This is a genomic window from Okeania sp. SIO2C2 (assembly GCF_010692625.1).
GTDB lineage: Bacteria > Cyanobacteriota > Cyanobacteriia > Cyanobacteriales > Microcoleaceae > Okeania > Okeania hirsuta.
In genome coordinates this window covers 1-1,135 of sequence record NZ_JAAHGM010000175.1, presented here as the reverse complement: position 1 = coordinate 1,135, position 1,135 = coordinate 1, and the positions used below count along the sequence as shown (strand labels likewise).

General features: G+C 47.3%; 2 protein-coding genes. Both read right to left on the bottom strand.

Features of this window, described 5'->3' with window-relative positions; genetic code table 11:
• The coding region (locus F6K18_RS36235) for a transposase (RefSeq protein ID WP_287528218.1) at window positions 1-872 on the bottom strand (872 nt) is incomplete at its 3' end.
• A gap of 2 nt (window positions 873-874) precedes the next feature.
• Window positions 875-1,135: IS66 family insertion sequence element accessory protein TnpB (gene tnpB / locus F6K18_RS36230; protein WP_287528217.1), on the bottom strand; the 261-nt coding region annotated here is incomplete at its 5' end.

Sequence of the window (1,135 nt, the reverse complement as noted above, 5' to 3'; positions counted from 1 at the left end):
ACACCAGTGAACTTGGCCAAACGTTCTTTAGGGCCGTGCATACCTCTGCCCTTGCGGTAATCGAAGAGTACGAGTCCGTTCAGGGGGTTGCGGTAGACCCACATGTAGCCTTGGTGTGTTTTGCCTTTCTTGTCGCTATCCTGTACTTTAATGGGCGATTCATCGGCCTGTAAATAATCCGTAGCCATGACTTTTTCCAGGAGTTGGTCGTAAAGCGGCTCTAGGAGTTTGCAACAGGCGGCGAACCAGTTATTGAGCGTGGATTTGTGGATAGTCCAGTCGTGATTACGCTTAAACTGTTCGATTTGGCGGTAAAATGGCAGATGATCAACGTATTTGGACACCATTAAATGCGCCAATAAGCCTGCTTCGGGTATTCCTTTTGGAATGGGCCGATCAGGCATAGCACCAATTACGATGGTTGGCTGGTCTTCCAGTTCTTCCTTACGGGCATACTTGCGGCGAACATAACGACGCTTGAGTAAGACGCCCGGTTGATAATCTACCGTTTCGGTCACTTCTTCGCCAATGAGTATCATGTTAGTAGTATCTTCTTCGGGTTCGATGATGATCTCTTCGGTAGGAATATTATCGGGCAACTTAGTGCGTCCAGGATGGAGCTTCTTACGGCGTTGGTAGGTGATGGTCTCGGTGTCGGACTCCGCTTGTTCTTGGACCACTTCCTGACCGAGTTCTAACTCCAACTGCTCAGGAACCTGTGTGGGAACAAAGCGTTCTTGTTTACTGCCAAAAATCAGCCGCTTGAGCTGTTCAAGCTCGTGACGCAAGGCCGCATTCTCTGCTTTTATCGCCTCAAATTCTGCTATAGAAAACATCTCATTCACCACCAAAAAATACAACAAAAATCCCATTTTTACCCTACTTTACGATATCTTTTTCTTCGAGTAATGGACTTTATTTCAATGCCTTCCAATAGCATCACCAAATCCGACCAACTCAGTTCTAAGGATGACCCATTAGCCGCTGCTGGCCACTCAAAAGTGCCCCGCTCCAATTGCTTGTAGTATAGCGCAAAACCGGTGGCATCCCACATGAGTAACTTAATACGATCCCGGCGCCGATTGATGAAAATGAACACATCGCCACTGAGTAGTTCATGGTTAATATGCTCTCG